Origin of the sequence: Gimesia algae, from assembly GCF_007746795.1 — a bacterium.
GTDB lineage: Bacteria > Planctomycetota > Planctomycetia > Planctomycetales > Planctomycetaceae > Gimesia > Gimesia algae.
This window is the reverse complement of record NZ_CP036343.1, coordinates 7,861,336-7,883,126: the sequence shown is the minus strand read 5'-3', so window position 1 is coordinate 7,883,126 and position 21,791 is coordinate 7,861,336. Positions and strand designations below refer to the sequence as shown.

The window sequence follows — 21,791 nt, the reverse complement described above, 5'->3', positions numbered from 1 at the left end:
AATGAAAAAAATCGATCTGTATCCTGCGTTAATCAACTGGCCGTTTCTGATCATGGGCTGTCTGGTCGGATTCAGTGGCGGCGGCCTGATCGTTCTGCTGGTGATTGGTTACGAACTGATTCGTGTGGGGAGAATGACGAACGCACTGAATGATGGCGTGACCCCCGAGATGATCCGCTCGTATTTTACCAAAGACAAGGCCTATCACTGGATCCCCTGGCGCGATCAGGTGCGGGGGATTAATGAAGAAACCTACACAAAAAATCAGCCAGAACGTGTCTGAGCTTTTGTAAACGGGAAAACCCCAGAATTTTCCAACCGCTTTTTACGCCTCGATGAAAATCAGAAAGGAGTCGCTGATGTTGAAAAAAGTAACGTTTCTGATGTGTCTGCTGATCACCGGTTTCACCGTTGTAAATACACCGGCTGCAGATGAATCAAAAGAAAAACAGTTCTTTACAATCAAACTGCTGGAGCAGACTGAGTCCGGCAAGGTGAAACAGCTGGTGGACTGTGACCTGCAAGTGAACCCCCAGGGAAAGATCCGTTCTTTTTCCGGCGGCCTGGAGCCCGGATTTCAAGGGGAACAGGACCTGAAGTTTGGCGTCTGGGTCAAGGGGACAATCAAACCGGCGGAGAATGGAAAATACCGGGCGCTGCTCAAACTGCGCTGGACCGAACACGTCGCTCAGCTGAAAGGAACACCAGAGGCAGGCACCCAGCTCACCAAAACCGAGGCGGTCGAAATCCGGACATTTCTGGAGAAAGGAAAAACAAAACGACTCAGCTGCGGCGGTCTTCAGGCAGTGGAATTACGTCTGGAGTGATGTTGTGTTTAACAGGAGTCATTGTATTAAGGTGCCAGCATGAAAGCGTTTCCCATTACCCGAAAACAGTATTGGATTTTTCTGATCGTGTTCTCTCTATGTGCCCTGCTTGGCTTTGCGAGCCTGATTGTGGGTGAAATCTTTCTGCCGCGCAATGTTGGCGGGATGGAAGGCAGAATGGCGATGTACCGTTCGCTGGGACTGTGGTCGCTTGCCTGGCTGGGGATTGCCGTCTGGGCCGGGTATCGTCTCTGGTCTGGCGTGGCTTCGGAAGAGAACGCGAACTCTGATTGACTGAGACTGGTCTCCAGACCTTCAGATCACGAATGATCTGTTCCCTCGATTTGTTGGTCTGACTGAATTTACACATTTTTCATTGGAGGGATCAGGAACATTATGGCATGATATTCGGATGTCTCTATTCGATGAAAGTTCAGGAACAGAAAAAGGACACCGATGAAATTTCTGCTGACAGGTATCATGCTGCTGTGTTGTTTTCATTCCACCGTTTCTGCAGACAGTTTCACAATCGGTGATAAAAAAATTGAAGTCCCGGCTCCGGCAGGTTATGCGCGGGTGACTCCTGACATGGGCGACGTTTATCGACTGGCGCGCAATCTGGCTGATCCTGCCAACGATCTGCTGGCCTATTATATTCCTGAATCGGATGTCGCCGCAGCGAAAGCGGGACAGATGCCGCCCCTCGACAGGACCTTCATGCTGAAGGTGAATAAAAAATTGAAAACCGCGGAGCTGGGTACCGGAGATTTCGTAAAACTGAAAGCAGCAGCGATCGAGGAAAACAAGAAAATCACACAGACGTTGAAGAAGCAGTTACCTGATCTGTTTGATAATTTGAATCAGGGAATCAGTAAAGAGTTCGATATGGATTTTGCGATGAAGGTCTCGCAGGTGGTGCCTCTCGACCCGCATTACGATGTTCCGAATGCGATGGCGTTCTCCATGTTCGTGACCTACAATGTCTCCGCGGCGGGGGAGAACTTGGATGATGTGGTCTGCTGTACGACGACCTTTCTGGATACAGACGGCAAAGTACTGTTTCTCTACTGCTATGCGCCTCAGGATGAACTCAGCTGGACCCAAAGCGCTGGCAGAGACTGGTCTGAATCGGTGATGGCCAGTAACCCTAAGCCCCCGGCAGGTTCCGTCGAAGGAGGCGGAATTCGCAAATATCGGGGTATAGTGAAGTGGATTATCGCCGGCGTCGTGTTTTTGCTGATCTCCGTGTTTAAGAGTCGAGGCAGTAAATCTGCCTGAGCTTCTGACAGGTTGAACCGAACAAGTTCCCTCGGGAGCGTGTCATTGAATTACGTGTTTGTAACCCTCATTACATGGGATTGTATCAGACCAGACCGTGCTTCAATCGTGTTACTACATTTGACGAGTCCCGAATCATGGGCTTCAGAGTCAGACAAATCGAACTGGAAGACATTGCCGGATTCCGTGAAGCATTAACTCGCGTGGCGGCTGAGAGGAAATACCTGCTGACCGTGGAACCCCCTTCACTGGAGAACATGGAGGCGTACGTCAGACACAACATCGAACAGAATCATGCGCAATATGTGGCAGTGATTGAGGAGCAGATCGTGGGCTGGGCCGATCTCATTCCCCACGTGCGCGAATCCGTCAGTCACGTTGCGCGGCTGGGCATGGGTGTCCTGGCTGAACACCGCGGCCAGGGAATCGGCAACCGTTTACTGGAACGCGCGATGGCGCATGCCTGGGAACAGGGGTTGAAGCGGCTGGAGCTGGAAGTGTTTGCAGATAACGAAGTCGCGCTGAACCTGTATCGCAAACACGGTTATCAGGTGGAAGGTGTGAAGCGGTTCGCGAGATACATCGATGGCGCCTATCAGGATATTGTGATCATGGGTCAGTATCGAGTCTGATGATTTACTTATGACTCAACGATTCGCTGTAGGGCAGTTCTTCGATGTTGCCTAAGCCGAAGACCTGCAGGAAGCGGGCGGTGGTGATGTATTTGACTTCCGCTTTTTTCTCATCTGTGCGTTCGATGGCAATCAGTTCGCGGCGGAGCAACTGGCGGAGGATGCCGTTGGCTTTGTCTTTGCCGGCTTCGATGATCTGATCTTTAGTGATCGGCTGCTGATAGGCGACCAGCGCCAGGACCTCGAGGGCATCCTGCGAGAGTTTGACTTCTTTGGGGCCGAAGCCATACACGCGGTTGCGAATGCGTTCGAAATCGTGCCGGAGAATCAGGCGGTAGCCCCCTTCTTCCATGCGGATCTCGTACGGGCGTGCTTCTTCGTTATACTGGCGATTAATATCATCGAGCAAATCGTCGACGTAGGACGAGGAGTATTCATCGTTGAGCAGCGAGCAGAGCTTCTTGGTCGTCAGCGGGTTACCCCCGACAAACAGGGCCGCTTCGATAATTTGACGCGGGGGAATGCGGGCTTCCCGTTTCACGGAGGTGCTGCTGCTTTTCGGTTGCTCAACAGCTTCTTCGACGGCAGGTTCGTCGGGCAGTTCCAGATCCCGTTCAACGGCTTCGATGGCTTCCAGCGTCCGTTCATAATCGGCGTCGAGATCTTCATCGACCTGACTGCTCGCAGCGAAGGCGGCCAGAAAGTCGTCTTCATTGGAGCTGGAGTCGTCGTTGGCTGGTTGTTCTTCTTCCACAGACATTCCCTCAATCCTTTCAGGGAATCAGACATCAAAGTTCAGAGTGCCAACCGGGCGATCAGTGAGTCTTCGCAGAGGTTCAGTGATTCAAAGCCAGCACATACGCTTCCCAGTCAGCCTGTTTCTGCCTGGCGGCTTTCAGCTGGGCCGGCTTATTGTGCATATTTGCTTCGATTTCATCAACCTTTTTCTGGCACTTGGGACAATGGGCGAGATGGACCTGCATCTGCTGCTGGGTATGTGTATCGAGCCGATGTGCGATAAAGTCATTCGCATAGTCGAGTGCCTGCTGGCAGTTAATACCTCCGGGCATTTTTTTCCCGGCAATCTGATCGCCAGAAGTACCGGCAGAGCCCGACATCTGGTTCATGCCGACAAAGCCGATCAGCCCTACGACCAGACAGACCGTCAGGATCTCGGCACCGGTGATCAGGTGACTGATCTGTTTACGTTTCTTCATCACTGACACAAACTGACACAAGTCACCAGGTGCGCAGTCTCGCCATTCTGTATCGGTATGAGCTGAGGATTGTGTTGGGTTGTTTTTGTTCATGTTAAAACCTCCTGCTACATCAGCAGGAATTCTGCCTTCTTTCTTTTGGGACTTTTCCCCTCACTCTTATTATCGTAGTCAGTGCTTGTGTGATCTGTGAGATAGCATACAGTTTCCCTACATTTCAGCTCACTGTGGGGGGAATGGCGGGATTTATCTCAGGCTTCCGCTCCTCTCAGGACGAATTCACCCGACTGATCTGGTTTAGACTGGAAGGCGGGTGTGAGTTTAAAATCAATTGAATGTGCAAGATACCGGGCTTTCCGTAAGATAATGTGTCGCTTCTGGATATCAATGCTGCGTTCATCCTGAAGTTCACCCAATAGAACGGTCACGGTTTCCCGTGTGCTGCCGATAATGCTCGCCAGTTCCTGATGTGAGAGTTTGATGTTGATCAGAATCCCTTCATTCGTGAAACGGCCATATTTTTCTGCCAGTTCGAGCAGTAAATGAGTCAGACGATCGCGGTTAGAGCGAAACAGCAGTGATTTGAGCCGCTGCTCGATCCGTTGTCGTCGTAAGCCCATCAGCTTGGTCACGCCCAGCGAGACGGTCGCATGATGTTCCATAAGATCCTGAATAATCTGGCCGGGAATGCGGAGAATCGAGGCTTTCAGCATGGCTTCCGCATATTCTTCACGTTCGCCTCCACCCAGAATGGCCAGTTCCCCGAAGAGTTCACCCGGTTCGATTAATGCCAGCAGGGCTTGTTTTCCTTCGCCGGTCAGATGATAGAGTTTGATTCTTCCGGACAGGAGCAGGTAAACCGAATCACTGCTTTCTGTAGGGAGGTAAACCATATTTCCACGTGCGAAATTCCGAACCGAGGAATTACGTTCGACATGCGCAATCTGATCCTGACTCAAGCGTTCAAAGAGATCGCAGTTCTTCAGATACCAGAAATTTTTGTCCATGGAGACGAACCTTGCCCTGTTTCCGTTCACAGGGAATGACATGATAAAGCCAACAGTGGTTGTAGATTCCGGAAATCCCGTGCACCGTCTGCTACCTAATATACAGCGTGAGAAGCGGTCTTGAGAACCCCCGTTTTACTGAAACGGGCTATTTTTTGAGTTTGCGTTGAATTGAGCAGAGAGCGGAAAACGGATCAATTCCCGCCGGAATCCTGTTTTTGCAGGAGATCCTGCACTATTTTGCGTGGTGCACCGATCTGCAGAACATGAATGGTTCCCGTGTACTGACGGGAATCAGGATTGGCGAAACCTTTTTTTTCGGCGACGAATGTTGCAGTCTGATGGGCGAAAACACATTCACCCCGTGGCAGACCGGTGTCGCAATCAAGGCCTGAGGGCAGATCTACCGCCAGCTTAAAGCCGGGGGCCTGATTCATGATCGAAATGGCGGTTGAGTAGGGTTCGCGAATAGTACCTTGCACGCCCGTTCCCAGCAGAGCGTCAACGATCCAGTCTGCTGAATTGAGGAAATCACGAAACGCCTCCGGTTGGTTCAGGACGGGATCGAACTGCATGTCGATCTCCATGCATTGCGCCACGTGAAAATTGATGGCGGCGTCCCCTTTAAGTTCTGTGGGATCAGCCAGCAGGTAGATTTCGACAGGGATCCCGGCGTTATCGAGATGGCGGGCGATGACAAAACCGTCGCCGCCATTATTGCCTTTACCCACACAAATCTTTACGGGGCCTGTTGCTTTCAGTGAGACGAGCAGTTCAAACACACCGCGGCCCGCGTTCTCCATGAGTGCAATGCCGGGCAACCCGAATTCCTCAATGGTGCGCTGGTCAACACTACGTACTTCGTCCCGGCTGAGTCTGCTGACAGGGGGCATTTTTCTCCTCGTTTTCTGTTTCTGAAGCGATTGTGCAATTAGTAAAGGGTGAAAAATCGATCAAAGTAAGTTTATTATCAGTGGTTACGGGGTTTTCAACAGAGGGAAATTGAATTACGATCTCCGAGGACGCGGGCAGCACTTCTTCCCGACCTCTTTTCAAAATGGAAACCACAGTCTCCAAACAGGATACTTCTGGAGAGTCAGCAGTGATAGATGAATATTCTGATCGATGGGCTCTGATTACGGGTGCTTCATCCGGAATCGGCCTTGAGTTTGCGCACAGGCTGGCTGCTCGTGGAATGCATCTGGTGCTGACAGCCCGCCGAAAAGAGAAGCTGGAAGAACTGGCTGCTGAGCTGTTAACCCGTCATGGCACGAAAACAGAAGTGGTTGTACTGGACCTGTCAGAACAGGATGCCCCTGCCCGGCTGTATGAAGAAGTCAAAACACGGGGAGTGCAGGTTGAGTTGCTGATCAACAATGCGGGCTTCAGTGTGGTTTCCGATATCGCGTCAACCAATCAGGAACGGGTGATGCAGATGGTCAGGCTTAATATCGGTGCCCTGACAGAGCTGACCTACTGTTATCTACCCGAGATGATGAAACGGGGGCACGGGGGAATCATCAATATTGCCTCTGTTGCTGCGTTTCAGCCTGTCGCCTACATGTCGGCCTATGCGGCCAGTAAAAGCTATGTGCTGCATTTCAGCGAAGGCTTGTGGGCGGAGGCCCGAGATCAGGGTGTGACGGTGACTGCATTGTGCCCGGGTACAACACAGACGGAATTTTTTGATGTCGCGGGCGTCGAAGGCTGGTTGAAGAAGCATCGCTATCAGACCGTCGATCAGGTGGTCAAAACCGGAATCAAGGCGCTGGAGAAGAAACGCCAGTATTCGGTATCCGGCTGGGGAAACTATATTCTGTCGCTTCTCGTCCGCATTGCAACTCGGCGGACGGTGGTGGTGGAATCGATGAAGTATTTTCGTCCACAGCCCCCCAAAGAGAAAAAATAGCGCGCATGTACACTTTTTCGTGCCCGGATGCCTGGGTTCACGTTGAAGTTTGCGTTTTTTTAGTTGATTCTGCATTGAAAACAGCCCGCCAAGTTGACGATCTGGCGTGGCAGGCGATATAACTGTCGTTCCCTATTTTGGAATTTGTCGCAGAAGGTATATAAATGGCTTCCAAATCGAAGATTGAAAAACAGAAACGAAACGCAAAACTGGTTGAAAAGTACGCCGCTGTACGGGCTGAACTGGTTGCCAAAGGTGATTACGAAGGGCTTGCTAAACTGCCTCGTAGTTCCAGCAAAACCCGTCTCCGTCGTCTGTGTCAGCTGACCGGACGTCCCCGTGGCAACTATCGCAAGTTCCAGATTTCGCGTATCGCTTTGCGGGATATGGCTTTAGATGGCCTGATCCCCGGCATGAAGAAATCAAGCTGGTAAGCTGATCGTTCCCACGAGATCGAAGAGTGTGATCTTCGATTCCAGCCAGCAACATGAAATCAGCGTCGCCCCGGCTTTCGGGTGTCCCTCGTTTACGGCGCATGAAAAAGGAAAACAGAATGTCAGTCGGTTTATCACGTAAAGAGATTGTCAAACGGCGGAAAAAACGAGCTCGTCTGAAAAAGAAGCTCAAATGTCGGTTCTGCCCGGATGGTAACATCCCACGTCCCGTCTATGTCGATTACAAGGATCTGAGAACCCTGCGTTCTCTCCTGGATCGTGAAGGACGTATTCTGCCTCGTCGTCGCACTGGCACCTCAGCCCTGTATCAGCGTGCTGTGCGTAAAGCTGTGCTGCGAGCCCGCTTCATCGGTCTGCTGCCTTACGTTGCAGAAGACTAAGCTGTAAAGCGAGAAACGATAAACAAAAAAAGCTCTGGACCCGATCAGTCCAGAGCTTTTTTTGTTTGCTTGAAACCTTTGAATTCAATCGGCAGAGCTTACCAGTGCAGGCCGGTCGGAAACGAATCGGTCTGAAACGCATCGAGCAGGCTGTGTTCAGATTTGTCTTTCTGATCGACGGTTGCTTCGGCACACGATTCTTCCGTTTCCCAGATGACGACTTTGACCGCCTGGACTCCCAGATCGTTGAGCAGGCTCGGACAGACTTCATCCAGTAAATAGCGGGCCATGTTTTCCGCAGTGGGATTGTATGGCAGTACGAAGTACTTGGTGGGCTCGACCATCCGGATGGCGTTTAAGCCGTTCTCGTCTTCGATGTTGAGCAGGAAGCCGTGATCCCAGTTCTCATCGATCCAGCCTTTGAGCAGGCTTTTGAGGTGCGCAAAGTCGATGATGCGTCCGACCGCGTCCGTATCGGGACCGGTGACATAAAAGTCGGCAACATAGTTGTGACCATGAAAAAACTGGCATTTCCCTTCATGGCGGAATAAGCGGTGACCCGCATTAAACTTGATCCGCCGCATGATTGTCATACCCATGATATTATTTCGACCTCGTTATAAACGTGATTCGTTATGATTTTCGTAAATAATTTTAACTGTCCAGCAGTGATTTCATACCCTGTGTCATCACGGTATCGATACCGGGATCACAGAAGGCAACACTGACTTCGTAACCACCTGCGGGATATTCTTCGGCTACTGGAATATACCAGGGGCCGCCATCTCCATAGGCGGCTGTCGCGATGAACTGATCTGGTTGAATGCTTTGGGCACGCAACTGGTACTCAATAAAGCTCTCCGCCGGCAGGTGCAGTGTTTTGATGTCGTTCATCTGCAGCGAACTGAGCGTGATCGGAATTTTTTTCTCGACCCGCTGTAACCAGGCCAGCATGTAGGAGGGCCGATTTCGGTTGACGACACTGTTGTCTTTGTTGGAAATCGTCTTCGTCAATTCTTCTACGTTCAAAGTGCTGCGAACGGGAGGCAAAATGTCATGAGTTTTCCAGGTCAGCTGACCGACGGGTTCCGGTTTGAGCCCTTTTTCGGAGGCAATGATGCCTTCATAAATTCGTTTCGCCAGGATCCCCCGCATGGGCTTGGTACCATCATTGTATTTACCGGCAGAGATATTGCCGGCACAGCCTGTGAAATAGATGTGCGTGCAGCCCGGTTCTTCCTGCTGGCGCTGCTTGCGGGCGATGCCGGTAAAGTCGCTACTGACGCGTCCATCGCCGTAATAGCTCATGGGATGTGTCGAATAGTAATGGCAGGAGACCAGCTTTTTGTCTTTGTTGTAAAAGGCGAGCGTTTTCAGGAACGGATCAATGGTCCCTTCGGTCATGCTCCTTAGACGCTCATCTTTACAGCTGCTGCCTCGCATGCGGACAATTTTGCCAGCCTTGTCGCGGTCAATCCGGCGGTTGGAGGCGACCTTGTCGACTTTCCCCTGGCTGTGTGCAACATGCGTCACAGGCTCCGCTTTAGGGAGCGCCGTGGTGACTGACTTGCGGGCTTTGTCGAGACATTCATTGAAGAAATCCAGTTCGACAATATGCGGCAGGTCACCCTGTTCAAGGATAATCTGCTCGGCGTTCAGGCAGGCGAACGGAGCGTTATGCTGATGCACGCACTGGACGGCGACCCGATCAATGGTTGTGCCCGCAGCTTCGGCCAGCGCAGTGCGCCAGGCGATATGTGCATCGTTTAACAGCCCTGTCCAGTCGACGGCGCAGACGACAATCGGTTTGCCGGCACCCAGCAGGACGTAGCCGATGGCTTCCAGGGAATCGTCATATCCGACGACCGGTTTGATCCAGCCTCCGCAGAGGGAATGTCCTTTGGGAGGAGAAACGTCAAACCGGAAGGCTGCGATATGCAGATTCGGATTGCGGGTTGTATCAGCTTGATTCGCGAAGGCCCACTCATCAAGGGAAAACGCAGTACCAGTCGCTGCCAGGGAGGCAGCGAGAAAATCACGTCGACTGAATTGGCTCATAGGTCACCTGTGTTCGTTACACGAGTTACAGTTTTGTTGGATTCGGAGCGTCTCCATAGACATCTTTCGGGTCGAATACTTTTTCTGTTTCAGTGAACTCGAGCGACAGACCCTTTTCTTTTGTTTCTTCTCCAACGGGCACACGGCGGTAGAAACAGGAACGGTATCCAACGTGACAGCTGGCTCCGCCACCCATGACATCGACGCGTAACCAGATGGTATCCTGGTCGTCGTCAATCAATAGTGCTTTGACTTTTTGAACCAGTCCACTGGTGGCACCTTTGTGCCAGAGTACCTGACGGCTGCGGCTCCAGTAAACGGCTTCACCCAGTTCGATGGTTTTCTTGAGCGCTTCCTCATTCATATAAGCATGCATGAGCAGTTCGCCCGACGTATAGTCGGTCGTTACTACAGGAATCAAACCGTCCTGATCAAATTTGGGGGCCAGTTCATTTCCTTCTTCCACCTGCTCGACGGTTGTGCGTGCAGCGAATTGAATACCTTCTGACATGATTTTGTCTTTCCTCACTTCGATACGATCTTTTTGTCTGACTGTGGAGAGATTCTCCACTTCTTACTACCCGAAATATGGGTTTATAACTGTTGGCAGAGCACTCTTCGAGTTTGCTTCTGAAACCCGTGGTTGCTCTGGTCTGGTTAACGGGATCTCCCCGGGACGGGATGAATCTCAATCCTGGGGGGGATGAAACAGTGTGGCTGGTTACATCATACGCAATGGCTGCGGTCAGACACACGTTCTCAGGCGCTGTTCAAGCGGAAATTAGCAGATTTCCTGCTCTGAGGTACAGATTTCCTACCTTGAAATAGTAAACCTAATGGTGAGGCAGGTCAGTAGTTTGATGTGGGATTTTGAGAGGTTTCACAGAATAATCGGCTCTGGAGCCAGCATTGGTATACATGCGCGATCTCTATAAAATCAGAGGGAGCCATTTATGGGTGATGTAAGAGGTTAGACAGCTGATTGAGGAAGAAGTTCGCCATGTTTTTTGAAATCAGTTTCGGCTTGAGTTCTTACTGTAAATTTGTGTCATTTCCGAGATACGGGTTTTGACCAGTTTTCGCAGTGAGGGGGGTGAGATCACTTCGGCCTGACTTCCAAAGCTCAGCAGCCAGCCGGTTATCTGTTCCAGGTCATCCACGCTTGCCCGGAATTCGATTGCCCCCCCCTTGAGTTTTCGAATTTCCTGTGACGGATCCCAGCTGATATGGGAGACAATTTGAGCGGCACTGCTTTGAAAGCGAATTTTCACAGGCATGGTCCTGGGTGACTGCCTCACGGGATCCCAGGTATTGCCGAGATAACGTTCGAGTTTAAAGCGGGATGGTTTTTTGAATGATTCTTCCAGCAGTTCAGATTTTAAAATATTCAGAATCGGAAATACTTTAATACCTCGATCGACAGAGGAGCGTCCCACTACGAACCACTCGCGATTCGAATACAACATATGATACGGGCTCAGCATGGTGGAGACCGTCTTTTGTTCTCTCGGGCATTCATAATGTAAACGCACGTTTTGTTTTGATGTGACTGCTTTAAGCAGGGTTTTATAATGTAATTCGTTCCGCATCGCCGGGTTGCAGGGAGTCAGCCAGATCGAGATGGACTGGGCCGCCTCGATCACTTTATCGTGCAATGCGTCGGGTAAACTGCTCAGGATTTTGGCAGAAGCGGAGCGGGCGCTGCCATTCAGAGGCAAACCCACGATGGTTTTGTCGAGGTCCTGGCTGAGCACAAACAGCGCAAGGACTTCTTCGAAAGTGAGGTCTTTGAACGGAACGATGGTTCTCCAGGGAAGCGAATACCCCTGTTTTTCATCATCGTACAGGACGTAGATTCCCGATTCCTGAAGTGTTTTCAGGTCTCGGAAGACGGTCCTGCGACTGACTTCACATTCGCTGGCAAGTTGTGCAGAGTTGTAAATACGTCCCGACTGTAATAGCGCAATCAGTCTCAGAAGACGATGAATTCGTCCAGCCACCATTGATTATCTTTTGTATGCTTTCCACAGGCCTGGTCAGTGGCGGGTGTTCAATCCCGAAACTCGGTATGAATTGCCCGAGCATTTCTCACGAAAAGGAGGTTTCGTAAGCGCCAAGGCAGCTCAATATCTGGAAACAACCATCGATGGAGATGGACATCGATACTGGAATATCTGAATGAGACACGCGTCAGCTATGAATCAAACGAAAGTTATGTCTTATAACTAGCACGTGTTTACGGCCATGCATACTGAAATTCGTAAACGTCTTTTCAATTAGTCAAATGTGCAAATTGCGGCCAGAGAAAGCTGTATGACCGCGATAATGCGAACATTCGTTGTTGAGGGCTCACTCGACATAACGGGTGGCAGGCAGTAGTTCGACATCGATGTTTTTCTCAGTATTGGCAATCGGCAGCTCTTCATGTACTGCAGAAATCCGTTTGATTCCGGTCTGAGGCTCGGGTGGCCCTGATTCGAGGGCCACTCTGACTGCGTTCTCAATATCGTTCTGAACAAACGGGTTTCGAGTTTGAAGACCATCGTTGAGTTGCAGACGTGCTTCCGGCTGGCCCGATGTCGCAGGCGCTGGTGGGGCATATTCCGGGGCCATTGTCGGTTCCGGAACCGGCAGCATCTCAGGTGTCATTCCGTCCTGTTCTGAAGAGAACGACTGACCCCCGGCTGCAGGCATGACACCCACTTCGCCGATATACCCGTCCGAAACAAATGGTTCCGGTTTGCTTCGCAGTTTGTGAGCATCGACTCCGTGCGTTCTGGCCCAGGCACGTCGGACGGCCTGCTGGTAGGCAACCGGTGACCATTCCCCTTCCATCAGATGTACATTGTTATGTTGCAGCAATGTACCTTTCCATTTGTGGAGGTTCTTGATCGCGACATTGTAGGCAACGAGTGAGCGATAGTATTCTGTTTCGGCGGCAGCCAGTGACGACTGAGCACGCAACAGGGTATCGAGTGTTGTGGTTCCTGCCTGAACTTCAGCGTCAAACAGTTCCACACGTCTGCGGGCTGCACGCCAGCGGTTGAAGTTGGACTGTGCAGTCGCATAGTTTTTGGTCAGGTCCTGAAATGTGATCGCCAGTTCCTGACTGACATCCATTTCCTGTGCTTTGAGAACGGCTCGTGCTTTTGACAGGCGGAATTCGAGGTTTTCCACCTGAGCATGTGCCGAACGGAAACCAAGGGGCATACTAAATTCCCAGCCAACGGTCCAGCTGTCCTGGTCATTATCCATCAGGGTTCCATAAGCACTATGCAGACCTTGTGAAGTGACGCCATCGGTGTTTTTCTGGCTCAGCAGACGATCGCCGAAACCATTCACCTGATAGCTGGAAACCAGGTCCAACCGTGGTTTTGTCAGGCTGGTGGCAGCCATTCTCTGAAATTCCAGACTCTTAATGCTCCATTTTTGTTTCCGTAATTCGACGCGATGCACCAGTGCTTCGGTCAGACACATACTCCAGTCGGGAGTGAATTCGGCTGCGATCGGGTCATCAATCGGTCGAATGATTTTTCCGTCATTGACAGGCAGTCCCACCAGCCGACGAAAACGGCTTTCCGCCGTATAGATGTCGCTGCGTGTTGACTGGACCAGTGACTGTGTTTCAAACAGGCGGTCTTTGGCCTGGGCTTCATCAGCCGGTTTGAAGTTTCTGGTACCACCGGCTTCCAGTTTCGCATGGGCTTCCCGCCAGCTGCGAAGTGCTGAGTTACGAGCCACCACCTGAGTATCGTACAGGCGATATGCCAGGTAGAGTTGCCAGTAGCTTTCTTCGATATCAGAAATGAGGTTTCGTACGTTCCGTTCGAAGTCTGCCAGTACCAGGTCGTTGTTGATACGGGCGATCACGACCCCCTGGCTGACCCCGGTAATCCCGGTGAATCCGGAACCGATCGGACCCGCAATCCGGGTGTAGTCAACGCCGGCTCCTGCCAGGAACGGTTGGCGATAAGACAGTCCCGCGTTTCCGGCATAGGTAGAGGGAAACAACTGACTGGTGGCGTTACTGCCTGTGTAGTTCCAGTTATGCGACAGGGCAAACTGACCGCCGTTCGCGAATGTTTTGGAGAGTCCAGACTGGAATTGTCCGGTTTCCTGTGTGAGTGTACCGCCGGGGATTCCACCAAAAAACGGGCTGTTCTGAACCTGTTCGGAGCGTCCCCAGAGCATATTGGCAGTAAAGGTAGTATCAAATGCAGACAACGCCGCTTCTACACCGCGAGATCCGCCTAACAGGACGTTGGTTTCCTGGATAGAAGGGTCGTAAATCGAAGGCGTGCCATCCGGATTATTTAATAACGCGTTGCCATTCGTTCCCAGAGTTCCGGAGACACGGATGACTTCACTGTTTGCCAGACCCAGATGAATCGCGTCCATCAGGGGCAAATCCCAGATTTCATCCTGTGAACGGTCAGTCAAAGTCCGTGGTTTTCCTGAAAATGTGATTTCTTCAGGAGTCTGATCGTAGACCGCCGGGTATTCAATTTTCGTGGCGACATCTTCATAATACTGGAGCTCTTTATCTCCGAGATAATGCAGATCGGTATCGGTACCCAGACCATGACAGCCGACAAGTTGGCTGGTAATCAGGCATCCACAGAAAAACTGGTGTAACTTCTGGCGAAGGTTCATGTAGTTATCCTTCAAGACATGAACGGGGATTATGGACACAAAGTGTTTATTCATAATCACTTAAAGTTCATAATCGATAGTACTTTCAAGGAGAAATTACCAAAAGAGCGAGGCAACCTGAACGCGAAATGGTCGCAAGAGCGCAGGGCAGGCAGTCTTCTCGGTAAAATCACTACATTCGGTATCGGCTGTTTAATCGTTACAACTTGACTTTTTTGACGATTGGTCAAAATTCTGTTGAATTTGAGTCCGAGGTCCGAATTCCGTGTAGGGTTTACCACATAGTTTCTTGATCAAAATGAGCTCGCCTGCGTCATTCTGCTCAATGGCGTGCCCCAGAAACTGTAAGGCGTAGCCTGCGAAGAAGGCCATTCCCGCATAAATCCAGTGTCCAGCGATCCCGAATCCGATCAGCCCTCCAAAAGTGAGGGGTACGCCCACCAGGTGCAGGATCTGATTGACTCTGTTCTGGTGTCGGAGCAGGTAATTACTGTAAAAACGCTGGATCATGGAGAATCCCTGATTGGAGTGAAATGTAAGCGTCGGCCATCGCGTATAGTTGAAAAGCGATTTCCGTTTTGATACGGTCACTGCTTGTCTGTGAGCTAAGTATTCAGTATCAACCAGTATGGCCTTTGGTTTCAAGAGTCAGCAGGCTCGTAGCGTGGTATTCGTAACACTTGAGAACCTGGTCGCATTCCCTTTTTGTCAAAAGTATTAGAGGAAACGATGTATAAAGTCACATTAATTCCAGGCGATGGAGTTGGTCCGGAAATCGCCGAGGCAACCAGAAAATGTGTTGATGCCACTGGCGTGAAAATCGACTGGGATGTTCAGGAATGTGGAATCGAAGTCATTGAAGCCGAAGGTGGCGTACCAGATCGTGTGATGGAATCAGTCCGGGCAAACAAAATTGCCTTGAAAGCACCGATCACCACACCCATCGGAAAAGGTTTCCGCAGTGTGAATGTGTTCCTGCGACAGGAACTGGGCCTGTATGCCTGCATTCGTCCCTGTAAAACTTACAAAGGTGTGCGGACCTACTTTGCCGATTCCAACGTCGATCTGGTCGTTGTTCGGGAAAATACCGAAGACCTGTATGCCGGCGTTGAGTTCCAGGCCGGCCAGGAAAAAACAGCGGAATTGATCAAAAAGATCAATGAATTCGCGACGGGTAAAAAGATCAATACTCCGCTCGACGAGACCGGTATCAGCATTAAGCCAATGTCGTACCAGGGTACCCGCGATATTGCCAACTATGCTTTCAAATATGCCGTCGATAACAAACGCAAGTCGGTGACTTCGATCTGCAAAGCGAACATCATGAAGTTCACAGATGGCCTGTGGTATGATGAAACCCGCGCCGTCGCGAAATCCTACGGTGCCAAGTTTGAATGGGCAGAACTGGCAGAAGGCGTTGAACCTGATGCGAAACTGGCCGGGATTGCGACCGACTGTGGTGGCAGCATTGAATACAACGAGCGCCTGATTGATAACATGTGCATGCAGCTGGTTCAAAAACCGGAACTGTATGACGTGCTCGTCACATCCAACCTGTACGGTGATATTTTGAGTGACCTGTGTGCCGGCCTGGTGGGCGGTCTGGGTGTTGCCCCTGGTTCGAACATCGGAACAGAAGCAGCGATCTTTGAAGCGACCCACGGTTCTGCTCCTAAATACAAAGGGCAGAATAAAGTGAATCCGGTTGCACTGATTCTGTCCGGGAAAATGATGCTGGATTACCTCGGCGAACACGAAGCGGCTGCGAAGCTGGACAAGGCAGTTGCTGACGTGATTGAAGAAGGTAAAGACGTGACGTACGATCTGAAAGATGATCGGAACGATCCGACCGCCGTCGGTACTCAGGAGATGGCAGAAGCCATCTGTGCGAAAATGCGATAATTCCTGAGTTACCTGCGCTTAAAATTTACTGCGATGCAAGGCCACTTACGTGCTTTGCATCGCAGTTTTTTTATTCCCGATCGCTCAGAGTTCCTGAAAAAATCTATGAGAAATGGTAATGCTCCCCCAAAAAACTGGTGAAGAGATCAATATGGTTTGATACGATAAGAGTAGATTCTCGCCTCGTTTTGCCCACCCCAGGAGTCAACCCATGCTGGATCGTTTTTCTCAACCGCCGTTGTCATCCCTTTCCCGCCGTGAAATGTTAAAACTGAGCGCTGCAGCGTTTGCAGGTACCACCGGTTTGCACTGGCAGCAACAGGCATCAGAAGCAGCCGATAAGAAGCGTCCGACCGTAGCTGCCGTCTATACTCAATGTTTTTATCTGTCACATGCATTTCATATTCTGCATCCTTTTTTAGGGCCTTACCTGTTTAACGGTAAGCTGCAACATCCGCAGTGTGATGTCGTCTCTTTCTACGGCGATCAGTTTACGGACCGCGATCTCTCCCGGGGGATTGCAAAAAAATATGAGATCCCGTTTTATAAAACGATTGCTGAAGCACTCACACAGGGCGGTGACGAACTGGCGGTCGACGCGGTGCTTTCGATTGGTGAGCACGGTGATTATCCCGATACCAAATTCGGACAGACCAAGTATCCCCGCAAACGGTTCTTTGATGAAATCGTGGCTGTCATGGAGAAATCAAAACGCTTTGTCCCCGTCTTCAGTGACAAACATTTTTCTTATCGCTGGGACTGGGCGCGTGAGATGTACGATACTTCGCGGAAGTACGAGTTCCCGATGATGGTGGGGAGTTCGGTTCCGCTGGCTCAACGTACGATTCCGCTGGAGATCCCTTATGGTACGGAACTGGAAGACGCCGTCTCGATTCATGGGGGACCGATTGAGAAATACGATATCCACGGACTTGAGGTTCTGCAGTCGATGGTCGAATTCCGCAAGGGAGGCGAAACGGGGATTTCGACGGTTCAGTTTTTGAAAGGCGATGATCTGATCAAAGCCGGCCGCCAGGGACGCTGGTCCATGAAGCTGGCAGAGGCAGCCATGCAGGCGGAACTGGGTGATACAAAACGGGGCCTGTTCGACCCGATCGGCAGTGAAGGGGCAGCAGAGCCACATGGGATTCTGCTGGAGTACAAGGATGGTTTTCGAGCCACGATGTTGAAAATCGGTTCGAACGGTGTCCGCTGGAACTTTGCCTGCCAGATAAAAGGAGAAGCGCAGCCGAAAGCGACGACGTTCTTCCCGGGCCCCTGGGGGAACCGCAATCTGTTCCGGGCGTTTTCGCATGCGATTCAGCATCTGTTTGTTCACAAGGAAGAGCCCTACCCCTGCGAACGCACCCTGCTGATGACCGGCGCGCTGGATGCCGCCATGCACTATTATTTTGAGAAAGGACAGGCCTTGATGAAAACGCCCGAACTCGAGTTTTCCTATCAGCCGAAAGATTTCAATCAGTTTCGCGAAATGGGTGATTCGTGGAAAGTCATTACTGCTGAAATGACGCCACCGCAAGATTTTGTCGCAGCGGATCCTGCTCCTCAATAAGGGGTCGATCTGTTCTGAGATTCGCTGCATGGGCCTTGATCGAGGGTTGTCTCGACATTTCCTGACTCAGATTACTTGCAGGAACGATGAAAATTCAGGATATTGAGGATCAAACGGTTCTCTTATCCAATTCCCCTGATCCCGCCTGACAGTAAGATCCTGAAATGAAATATGTGCTCGTGATTCCAGATGGTTGTGCGGACGAACCGCAGGAAACATTGGGGGGAAAAACTCCCCTGCAGGCTGCCAATGTTCCTCAGATGGACGCTGTAGTAGCAGCAGGCATTCTGGGACGAACTGATACGGTCCCTGCTTCCATGCCTTCCGGCAGTGATGTGGGGACGATGAGCCTGTTTGGTTACGATCCGCTGGTGTATCACACGGGGCGTGCGCCTCTGGAAGCGGCTGCGCAGGGGATTGAACTGGGACCGCACGACTGGGCGATCCGTTGTAATTTTGTGACAATTTCTGAGGGGAACATGGCCAGCTTCACAGCGTCGCAGCTCCCCAATGATGTGGGTGAAGAGCTGGTGGCGCTCCTGCAGGAAGCGACGGCAGACGAATCCCAGTGGGAATTTCATCAAGGGGTCAGCTATCGGAATCTGCTTATTTACCGTGCGAAAGATGCCGATGATCAGCCATTCGACACAGGCACCTCGACAACGCCTCCCCATGATTTAACCGACCAGCCGATCGAACATGATCTGCCGTCGGGCAGAGGAAGTGAACTGCTGCTGGATCTGATGGAGCGAAGTAAGAAACTGTTTACGAAATCTGAAAAGAACCAGAAGCGAACTGACGGGCAGCCGCCGGCAACGCAGATCTGGCTCTGGGGTCAGGGGAGTCGTCCGGCGTTGAAACCGTTTCTGGAGCAGTTTCACAAAACGGGGGCTGTGATTACCGCCGTCGATCTGCTGCGGGGGCTGGGACGTCTGCTGGGCTGGGATGTGATCGAAGTTGAAGGAGCCACTGGATACATCGATACCGATTATGCTGCCAAAGGGCGGGCTGCGATTGAGACACTGAAGAACTCAGACTTTGTCGTCGTGCATGTCGAGGCGACCGACGAAGCGTCCCATGAAGGGGAAGTGGAAGAAAAGATCAAGGCGCTGGAGAATATCGATCAGCACATCGTGGGCCCGGTGCACGAGTACCTGAAATCTCAAGGAAACTACCGGATCCTGGTTTGCCCGGATCACCCGACATTTTTGCGCACTAAAACTCATAGTCATGGCTATGTACCTTTTGGAATTTGTGGCACAAATGTCCGTCCGGATCAGGCCAGCAGTTATGATGAAATCACGGCAGGCGCCAGTAATCTACTGCTGCCGAAAGGCCATCAGCTGATGCCATTTTTCTTTGGGACACCCAGTTAAGACCAGAAAAAAAAGGTCAGTCAGAAATTAATTCTGACTGACCTGTCTTAAGAGCCGCTGAACCGTTTGTGCTTATAATGGCCAGTCGCGCAGGATGCGTTCGACTTCTTCCGCATGTCCGCTTTCGTCGCGGACCATATCTTCCAGTTGAACGGCCAAACCTTTGTCGCCAAATTCTTCGGCTTCTTTGGCGCGTTTGGTATACCCGGCGGTCGCTTCTTTTTCAGCAACCAGGATTGCTTCCAGCATCTCATGATTGCTGTGTGCTGCGGTAACTTTACCGGCAACAGTGACAGGTTCTCCGCCGAGAGCGACGATCTTATTCGCCAGAAATTGTGCATGCCCCAGTTCATCAGGCACTTCCGCCAGAAAGAACTGCGTCAACTGCGGTCGATAGGGACCGGTCGCTTTGGCAGCGTACGTGGTATATTGAATGATGGCAGCCAGCTCACTTGCCAGGTCCTCATTGAGGTTGGCAATCATTTTCTCTTTGTCCATTTCTGTCTCCTGATGTTATAAAACCGGAATCAAAGTAGATCCTCTGAGGGGTAAAATTTCTGGTCCTCTGTAGTCTCTTTATAGATGTACAAGTTATTTAATCAACTATAGAAGAACGCGAAGTCGTTGAAAATTCACTGATTAAAGTTTTAGAAAGTCAAAAAAATCAAAGTAGTGCACTCGCCAATTCGATTTCTGATGAGGGAATGAGCAGGTTTTGAGGCTTTGATACCCGTCAAATTGTACGTAAACGGAACATCAGTCGCCATTTTCGGGGTTCTTTTCAGGGGGCGCATGGACTATGATTGTGTTTCAGGCCTTTATAAGGTTATTTTGGCGAGGTTGTTTTAGAGTGTGTCCGGTTTTCCGTAGCGTCTCCAGGGGAGTTTGGACCGACTTTAATCATACCAGAGATGCTATGCTAAAATGTGTTGTGCTCTGGCCTGACTAGAGACGGAATCGAATACGCTCCGTCAAATTGTCCGGGATCGTTGGTTGATCCGAATGAAATTGAAAAGAAACGGGGAGATTTTTAGTGTCAGACTGGGTTGAACCTCTGGGTATGCGAATTCTCATTCGTAAAGACGAAAGTCGCCAGACGACCAAGGGGGGGATTGTACTTCCCGATAAGGCCGAGATTCCGAACATCACCGGGCGCGTCGTGGAAATCAGTGTGCAGATTGAACGGGACGACGATTTTCCGGTCAAGAAATACGACAAAGTGCTGTTCAACCCCAGCGATGCGATTCCCGTGGATTTCGAACCGGACAATGTGCTGTTTGTGGTCCCCATTGAAGATGTGGTCGCCGTGTTCCGTCGAGGCGATGCCAAGACCAATGAAGTCCGCTCAGCAGAAGAACGGGAATACGAAGATCCCGAGGACTGGGAAGAGTAAGCTTCCCCTGCTCCTGTCTGCCGATGTTAATCGGCCGTGTTTGGCGTTTTGATGTCGTCCACCAGGCTTGCTCTCTGGTAACCTTCCGGAAGCGCATCCAGGTTACGATAGGCGATCAGTTCGGCGACGATACTCAGCGCGATCTCCGGAACCGTCTGTGAACCGATATCAAATCCCAGTGGAGCGTGCACCCGCGCGAGTGCTTCGCGTGGCGTTCCCAGCCGCAGCAGGTCTTCGAAAATGAGCTTCACTTTTCGTTTGCTGCCGATCATTCCGATGTAACGCGCGTCCGTGGTTGCCAGATGGCCGAGGGCTTCTTCGTCATGATTGTGCCCGCGGGTGACGATGATGACAAACGTATCCGGAGTGACAGTCAGCTTGCTGAGAGCCGTATCAAACGATCCGACAATCAGCTGCTTTGCCGCCGGGAAGCGCTTGGCATTACAGTATTCCTGGCGATCATCGACGGCGATGATATCGAAGTCGACATCACTGGCCAGTTCAGCGACCTTCTGACCGATATGCCCGCAGCCGACAATCACCAGCTGGCAGGTTTGATGAAAGGTCAGATAAGCAATGCCCTGACTGACGTAAGGTCGGGGGCGATTTTTAATTGGTTTCAAGTGGTCAAACAGTCGAGACGGGGTTTCCTGTTTACCGCGAGTTGCGACAAGCTTTGATTCGGCGTCAATCAGAAATCGATCAGGTTTATTGTCGTCTTCAGCCGACTCGGGCGGGATGATAATCGCTTCCGTGCAACCCCGATCACTTTCCAGCAGTTGCAGCATGCTGTGGTAGTATTGCAGATCCTGTTCCGTTTTAACCGGATCCACGAGAACCTTCATACGGCCGCCACAGATCAGGCCGTCATCCCAGCCGTAGTCGTTGTCGAGTTGAAACGTCATGATCTCCGGGGATTCCGCGTCAATCAGTCTCAGCGCGCGACGTTTGACTTCCGCTTCCACACAGCCACCTCCCAGGGTACCCACCTGCGAACCATCACTGAAGATGAGCATGGCAGCGCCTGGTTTCTGCGGGGTTGAACCACGGGTTTCGACCAGACAGGTATAGCAGACGGGACGCTGCTGTTGGACCGCCTTTTCCAGTTCGAGTAATAGTTCACGCATGGTT

At 51.2% G+C, this 21,791-nt stretch carries 24 protein-coding genes; 12 read left to right on the top strand and 12 right to left on the bottom strand.

Features of this window, described 5'->3' with window-relative positions; all coding sequences use genetic code 11:
- The first annotated feature begins 1 nt into the window (after position 1).
- The 5 genes from Pan161_RS30140 to Pan161_RS30120 all read left to right on the top strand — a co-directional run bounded on the left by Pan161_RS30140 (position 2) and on the right by Pan161_RS30120 (position 2,737).
- The gene (locus Pan161_RS30140) at positions 2 to 283 is read left to right on the top strand and encodes a hypothetical protein (protein ID WP_145232410.1); all 282 of its coding nucleotides are present in this window, start codon (positions 2 to 4) and stop codon (positions 281 to 283) included.
- A 76-nt stretch (positions 284 to 359) separates the two neighbouring features.
- Positions 360 to 827 carry a hypothetical protein gene (locus tag Pan161_RS30135; protein ID WP_145232409.1) on the top strand — a complete coding sequence of 156 codons (468 nt, stop codon included), beginning with the start codon at positions 360 to 362 and terminating at the stop codon, positions 825 to 827.
- A 39-nt stretch (positions 828 to 866) separates the two neighbouring features.
- A complete protein-coding gene (locus Pan161_RS30130; RefSeq protein ID WP_145232408.1) occupies positions 867 to 1,121 on the top strand; it encodes a hypothetical protein in 255 nt (84 codons plus the stop codon).
- Between the two features lie 162 nt (positions 1,122 to 1,283).
- The gene (locus tag Pan161_RS30125; RefSeq protein ID WP_145232407.1) at positions 1,284 to 2,105 is read left to right on the top strand and encodes a hypothetical protein; all 822 of its coding nucleotides are present in this window, start codon (positions 1,284 to 1,286) and stop codon (positions 2,103 to 2,105) included.
- Between the two features lie 137 nt (positions 2,106 to 2,242).
- A complete protein-coding gene (locus tag Pan161_RS30120; RefSeq protein ID WP_197995603.1) occupies positions 2,243 to 2,737 on the top strand; it encodes a GNAT family N-acetyltransferase in 495 nt (164 codons plus the stop codon).
- A gap of 4 nt (positions 2,738 to 2,741) precedes the next feature.
- Here the strand turns inward: Pan161_RS30120 and scpB are convergent, their stop codons facing one another.
- The 4 genes from scpB to Pan161_RS30100 all read right to left on the bottom strand — a co-directional run bounded on the left by scpB (position 2,742) and on the right by Pan161_RS30100 (position 5,854).
- Positions 2,742 to 3,497 (bottom strand): SMC-Scp complex subunit ScpB, encoded by a 756-nt coding sequence (gene scpB, locus Pan161_RS30115; protein WP_145232405.1) that lies wholly within the window; start codon positions 3,495 to 3,497, stop codon positions 2,742 to 2,744.
- A gap of 76 nt (positions 3,498 to 3,573) precedes the next feature.
- Entirely contained in the window at positions 3,574 to 4,047 is a 474-nt protein-coding gene (locus Pan161_RS30110; protein ID WP_145232404.1) for an anti-sigma factor family protein, read from the bottom strand.
- A 158-nt stretch (positions 4,048 to 4,205) separates the two neighbouring features.
- Positions 4,206 to 4,961 carry a Crp/Fnr family transcriptional regulator gene (locus tag Pan161_RS30105; protein ID WP_145232403.1) on the bottom strand — a complete coding sequence of 252 codons (756 nt, stop codon included), beginning with the start codon at positions 4,959 to 4,961 and terminating at the stop codon, positions 4,206 to 4,208.
- 194 nt (positions 4,962 to 5,155) lie between these two features.
- Positions 5,156 to 5,854: an NAD(P)H-hydrate epimerase gene (locus Pan161_RS30100; RefSeq protein WP_145232402.1), complete on the bottom strand. Its 699-nt coding sequence runs from the start codon at positions 5,852 to 5,854 to the stop codon at positions 5,156 to 5,158.
- A 209-nt stretch (positions 5,855 to 6,063) separates the two neighbouring features.
- Between Pan161_RS30100 and Pan161_RS30095 the strand changes: the two genes are divergently transcribed.
- The 3 genes from Pan161_RS30095 (at position 6,064) to rpsR (ending at position 7,705) form a co-directional block, all read left to right on the top strand.
- A complete protein-coding gene (locus Pan161_RS30095; RefSeq protein WP_232103565.1) occupies positions 6,064 to 6,870 on the top strand; it encodes an SDR family NAD(P)-dependent oxidoreductase in 807 nt (268 codons plus the stop codon).
- Positions 6,871 to 7,034: 164 nt separating this feature from the next.
- A complete protein-coding gene (gene rpsN / locus Pan161_RS30090) occupies positions 7,035 to 7,304 on the top strand; it encodes a 30S ribosomal protein S14 (RefSeq protein ID WP_002644987.1) in 270 nt (89 codons plus the stop codon).
- 119 nt (positions 7,305 to 7,423) lie between these two features.
- Positions 7,424 to 7,705, top strand: coding sequence for a 30S ribosomal protein S18 (rpsR, locus tag Pan161_RS30085; RefSeq protein WP_044236819.1), 282 nt, complete (start codon positions 7,424 to 7,426; stop codon positions 7,703 to 7,705).
- Between the two features lie 98 nt (positions 7,706 to 7,803).
- Here rpsR and Pan161_RS30080 read toward each other — a convergent pair whose 3' ends face one another.
- From Pan161_RS30080 to Pan161_RS30055, 6 genes are all read right to left on the bottom strand, one after another.
- Positions 7,804 to 8,304: a 6-pyruvoyl trahydropterin synthase family protein gene (locus Pan161_RS30080; RefSeq protein WP_145232400.1), complete on the bottom strand. Its 501-nt coding sequence runs from the start codon at positions 8,302 to 8,304 to the stop codon at positions 7,804 to 7,806.
- A 55-nt stretch (positions 8,305 to 8,359) separates the two neighbouring features.
- Positions 8,360 to 9,763, bottom strand: coding sequence for a hypothetical protein (locus Pan161_RS30075; RefSeq protein WP_145232399.1), 1,404 nt, complete (start codon positions 9,761 to 9,763; stop codon positions 8,360 to 8,362).
- Positions 9,764 to 9,788: 25 nt separating this feature from the next.
- Positions 9,789 to 10,274 carry a phosphoribosyl-AMP cyclohydrolase gene (gene hisI, locus Pan161_RS30070; RefSeq protein ID WP_145232398.1) on the bottom strand — a complete coding sequence of 162 codons (486 nt, stop codon included), beginning with the start codon at positions 10,272 to 10,274 and terminating at the stop codon, positions 9,789 to 9,791.
- A 502-nt stretch (positions 10,275 to 10,776) separates the two neighbouring features.
- Positions 10,777 to 11,766 carry a helix-turn-helix transcriptional regulator gene (locus Pan161_RS30065; RefSeq protein WP_145232397.1) on the bottom strand — a complete coding sequence of 330 codons (990 nt, stop codon included), beginning with the start codon at positions 11,764 to 11,766 and terminating at the stop codon, positions 10,777 to 10,779.
- Between the two features lie 346 nt (positions 11,767 to 12,112).
- On the bottom strand, positions 12,113 to 14,416 hold the full coding sequence (locus Pan161_RS30060) for a TolC family protein (protein ID WP_197995602.1): 2,304 nt from the start codon (positions 14,414 to 14,416) through the stop codon (positions 12,113 to 12,115).
- A 192-nt stretch (positions 14,417 to 14,608) separates the two neighbouring features.
- Entirely contained in the window at positions 14,609 to 14,926 is a 318-nt protein-coding gene (locus Pan161_RS30055; RefSeq protein WP_145232395.1) for a DUF962 domain-containing protein, read from the bottom strand.
- Between the two features lie 219 nt (positions 14,927 to 15,145).
- Between Pan161_RS30055 and Pan161_RS30050 the strand changes: the two genes are divergently transcribed.
- From Pan161_RS30050 to Pan161_RS30040, 3 genes are all read left to right on the top strand, one after another.
- Positions 15,146 to 16,318 carry an isocitrate/isopropylmalate dehydrogenase family protein gene (locus Pan161_RS30050; protein WP_145232394.1) on the top strand — a complete coding sequence of 391 codons (1,173 nt, stop codon included), beginning with the start codon at positions 15,146 to 15,148 and terminating at the stop codon, positions 16,316 to 16,318.
- Positions 16,319 to 16,529: 211 nt separating this feature from the next.
- Positions 16,530 to 17,891, top strand: a complete 1,362-nt coding sequence (locus Pan161_RS30045) for a hypothetical protein (RefSeq protein WP_145232393.1) — start codon at positions 16,530 to 16,532, stop codon at positions 17,889 to 17,891.
- Positions 17,892 to 18,055: 164 nt separating this feature from the next.
- Complete coding sequence (locus Pan161_RS30040) at positions 18,056 to 19,267, top strand: cofactor-independent phosphoglycerate mutase (RefSeq protein WP_145232392.1); 1,212 nt, start codon at positions 18,056 to 18,058, stop codon at positions 19,265 to 19,267.
- A 72-nt stretch (positions 19,268 to 19,339) separates the two neighbouring features.
- Here Pan161_RS30040 and Pan161_RS30035 read toward each other — a convergent pair whose 3' ends face one another.
- Positions 19,340 to 19,765 carry a ferritin-like domain-containing protein gene (locus tag Pan161_RS30035; protein ID WP_145232391.1) on the bottom strand — a complete coding sequence of 142 codons (426 nt, stop codon included), beginning with the start codon at positions 19,763 to 19,765 and terminating at the stop codon, positions 19,340 to 19,342.
- 535 nt (positions 19,766 to 20,300) lie between these two features.
- Here Pan161_RS30035 and Pan161_RS30030 point away from each other — a divergent pair.
- Positions 20,301 to 20,660 (top strand): co-chaperone GroES, encoded by a 360-nt coding sequence (locus Pan161_RS30030; protein WP_197995601.1) that lies wholly within the window; start codon positions 20,301 to 20,303, stop codon positions 20,658 to 20,660.
- Between the two features lie 26 nt (positions 20,661 to 20,686).
- Here the strand turns inward: Pan161_RS30030 and Pan161_RS30025 are convergent, their stop codons facing one another.
- A complete protein-coding gene (locus Pan161_RS30025; protein ID WP_145232390.1) occupies positions 20,687 to 21,787 on the bottom strand; it encodes an XdhC family protein in 1,101 nt (366 codons plus the stop codon).
- Between the last annotated feature and the right edge of the window lie 4 nt (positions 21,788 to 21,791).

Excerpts from the sequence above, each read along its gene's own strand:
- Pan161_RS30140 (WP_145232410.1), top strand. The coding sequence starts at position 2 with ATGAAAAAAATCGATCTGTATCCTGCGTTAATCAACTGGCCGTTTCTG.
- Pan161_RS30135 (WP_145232409.1), top strand. The coding sequence starts at position 360 with ATGTTGAAAAAAGTAACGTTTCTGATGTGTCTGCTGATCACCGGTTTC.
- Pan161_RS30130 (WP_145232408.1), top strand. The coding sequence starts at position 867 with ATGAAAGCGTTTCCCATTACCCGAAAACAGTATTGGATTTTTCTGATC.
- Pan161_RS30125 (WP_145232407.1), top strand. The coding sequence starts at position 1,284 with ATGAAATTTCTGCTGACAGGTATCATGCTGCTGTGTTGTTTTCATTCC.
- Pan161_RS30120 (WP_197995603.1), top strand. The coding sequence starts at position 2,243 with ATGGGCTTCAGAGTCAGACAAATCGAACTGGAAGACATTGCCGGATTC.
- scpB (WP_145232405.1), bottom strand. The coding sequence starts at position 3,497 with ATGTCTGTGGAAGAAGAACAACCAGCCAACGACGACTCCAGCTCCAAT.
- Pan161_RS30110 (WP_145232404.1), bottom strand. The coding sequence starts at position 4,047 with ATGAACAAAAACAACCCAACACAATCCTCAGCTCATACCGATACAGAA.
- Pan161_RS30105 (WP_145232403.1), bottom strand. The coding sequence starts at position 4,961 with ATGGACAAAAATTTCTGGTATCTGAAGAACTGCGATCTCTTTGAACGC.
- Pan161_RS30100 (WP_145232402.1), bottom strand. The coding sequence starts at position 5,854 with ATGCCCCCTGTCAGCAGACTCAGCCGGGACGAAGTACGTAGTGTTGAC.
- rpsN (WP_002644987.1), top strand. The coding sequence starts at position 7,035 with ATGGCTTCCAAATCGAAGATTGAAAAACAGAAACGAAACGCAAAACTG.
- rpsR (WP_044236819.1), top strand. The coding sequence starts at position 7,424 with ATGTCAGTCGGTTTATCACGTAAAGAGATTGTCAAACGGCGGAAAAAA.
- Pan161_RS30080 (WP_145232400.1), bottom strand. The coding sequence starts at position 8,304 with ATGGGTATGACAATCATGCGGCGGATCAAGTTTAATGCGGGTCACCGC.
- Pan161_RS30075 (WP_145232399.1), bottom strand. The coding sequence starts at position 9,763 with ATGAGCCAATTCAGTCGACGTGATTTTCTCGCTGCCTCCCTGGCAGCG.
- hisI (WP_145232398.1), bottom strand. The coding sequence starts at position 10,274 with ATGTCAGAAGGTATTCAATTCGCTGCACGCACAACCGTCGAGCAGGTG.
- Pan161_RS30065 (WP_145232397.1), bottom strand. The coding sequence starts at position 11,766 with ATGGTGGCTGGACGAATTCATCGTCTTCTGAGACTGATTGCGCTATTA.
- Pan161_RS30060 (WP_197995602.1), bottom strand. The coding sequence starts at position 14,416 with ATGAACCTTCGCCAGAAGTTACACCAGTTTTTCTGTGGATGCCTGATT.
- Pan161_RS30055 (WP_145232395.1), bottom strand. The coding sequence starts at position 14,926 with ATGATCCAGCGTTTTTACAGTAATTACCTGCTCCGACACCAGAACAGA.
- Pan161_RS30050 (WP_145232394.1), top strand. The coding sequence starts at position 15,146 with ATGTATAAAGTCACATTAATTCCAGGCGATGGAGTTGGTCCGGAAATC.
- Pan161_RS30045 (WP_145232393.1), top strand. The coding sequence starts at position 16,530 with ATGCTGGATCGTTTTTCTCAACCGCCGTTGTCATCCCTTTCCCGCCGT.
- Pan161_RS30040 (WP_145232392.1), top strand. The coding sequence starts at position 18,056 with ATGAAATATGTGCTCGTGATTCCAGATGGTTGTGCGGACGAACCGCAG.
- Pan161_RS30035 (WP_145232391.1), bottom strand. The coding sequence starts at position 19,765 with ATGGACAAAGAGAAAATGATTGCCAACCTCAATGAGGACCTGGCAAGT.
- Pan161_RS30025 (WP_145232390.1), bottom strand. The coding sequence starts at position 21,787 with ATGCGTGAACTATTACTCGAACTGGAAAAGGCGGTCCAACAGCAGCGT.